Source organism: Actinomycetota bacterium, from assembly GCA_036280995.1.
GTDB lineage: Bacteria > Actinomycetota > CALGFH01 > CALGFH01 > CALGFH01 > CALGFH01.
In genome coordinates this window covers 1-2,030 of sequence record DASUPQ010000567.1, presented here as the reverse complement: position 1 = coordinate 2,030, position 2,030 = coordinate 1, and the positions used below count along the sequence as shown (strand labels likewise).

Sequence of the window (2,030 nt, the reverse complement as noted above, 5' to 3'; positions counted from 1 at the left end):
CGGCCCGGACCGCGAAGCCGCCCGAGGCGTTGGCGACCTCGTTGTCCACGGTGGCGTCGATCAGGCCGCCGAGGACGGTGATGAGCACCAGGGTGAACACCACCAGGCTGTACATGATGAGGATGGCGCCGGTGCGAAAGCGCCGCGCCACCGGGTAGGCGACGGCCAGCCGCGCGGCCAGCCCACCCGGGGTCGGGCGGAGGATGAGCGGCCGGAACGGGCGGGTGATCAGGTCCTGGTTCTGGCTGACCAGGAACACCGCCGAGAACACCAGCATCGTTCCGAGGATGACGAAGGTGACCGTGGTGCCATCGTCGAAGACCTTGGGCCGCAGCGTGTTGGCGGCCAGCCCCCAGCCCAGCACGGCCAGCGAGGCACCGGTGTAGACCCAGCGCTTGGGCGCCAGCCGCACCAGCAGTGGGCACAGCAGCAGCACCGCCAGCGCCGGGTACAGGTAGGTCCCGATCCCCGCGCTGTTCGCGATGGCCGGCACCGCGGCCACCCCGAACAGGGCGGCCAGGATGGTCGAGGCGACCACCCAGCGCCGCCTGGTTCGGCGCTCGCCCTCGGCCGGCAGGTCGCGGATGGCCGCGATGATGTTGACCCGGCTGATGCGCATGCTGGTGATCGCCACCGTCAGGAAGGCGATCAGGAAGCCGGTAGCGAAGCCGTTGACGAGGCTTGTCGGAGTGACGTTGAAGGCCAGGCTGAGGCCGCCTTCCTCGGCCGAGAAGCTGTTGAAGATCCTGGCCGCCACGACCACCACCGCCCGGCCCACCCCGATCCCGACCACGATCCCGACCAGCGAGGCGATCAAGGCGTAGACGGTGCCTTCGATGATGAAGCTGCGTACCAGGCGGCTGCGCTTCATCCCGATCGCGCGCAGCATGCCCAGCTCGGACTTCCGCTCCTCGGCCAACATCACGAAGATGTTCACCAGCAGCAGCACCCCGGCGATGATCGAGAAGCTCCCGATGAACAAGAAGAACGAGCCCAGGCCGTCACCGGCCGCCTCGGCGTCCGCCAGCAGTCCCTGCTTGGCCTTGTCCACCGAGGTGCCCTGGGCCGCCAGGGGGCCAAGCGCCGCCCTGATCTTGGCCTCGACCGCGTCGCTGAGGTCGCTGCCTTGCTCGACGCCACCGGTGTTGGAGACAAAGGTGAAGGTCTGGGGTTGCGCCGTGCCGCCGGCAACCCGGGCCGCCTGGACCAGCGTGCCCGGCGCGAAGAACGCGTTGCGGGTGACCGCACCGGTCCCCACCCCGGCGACCCCGTTGGTCGCCACGACCCGCGCCACCCGGAACGGCGCCGGCCGGCCGTACAGGTAGACGGTCAGCAGCTCGCCAGCCCCGATGCCCATCGTGGCGGCAAGGTCGGCGTTGAGGACCGTCTCGCCGGCCGCCGGGGTGGGGCCGGCCAGCCCCGAGCCGCCGTCGCCGGCGCCGCCGAAGACCGCGGCCTGGGCGAAGTCCACCTCCCAGACGTTGACCCGCGGCTCGGCTCGGCGGGCGCCGCCGCTGCCGCTGGCGGCGGCCGCCTGGTCGCCCCGGACCGTCAGCAACCCGTCGACCTGTGGGTCGCCCCGTAGCCGCTCCAGCCGGTCGGCGGCCTGATCGCCCTGGGCCAGGGTGGGGGAGGCCACGATCTCGTCGATCGGCCCAAGGTTGGTGTAGGCGCCCTGCTTGACCGAGAAGTTGAGGGTGTCGCCGACGACCAGGCTGCCCACGATGATGGCTGTGCCCAACACCGAACCGGCCACCACCAGGGTGGCCTCACCGCGGCGGCGGGCGACCTGACGCAACGCCAGCTTGCGCAGGAACGGCCGACGCACCGCGATGACGGCGGCGACCGCGGCGCAGATCACCAGCAGGCCGACCAGCAGGGGGGTGCGCTCGGGGTACACCGCGTCACTCCTGGGGAGGCTGCACCACGGCGCGCTGGGCGCCGGGTTCGACCTGGCCGTCGCCGACGCGCCGCTCGTCGGTGACCAGCCGACCGTCGCGCATGTGGATCAGCCGCGGCACCGACGCGCC

General features: G+C 71.8%; 1 protein-coding gene. It reads right to left on the bottom strand.

Going from position 1 to position 2,030, the window contains the following annotated elements:
- The coding region (locus VF468_19100; GenBank protein HEX5880399.1) for an ABC transporter permease at positions 1–1,900 on the bottom strand (1,900 nt) is incomplete at its 3' end.
- Positions 1,901–2,030 lie beyond the last annotated feature (130 nt).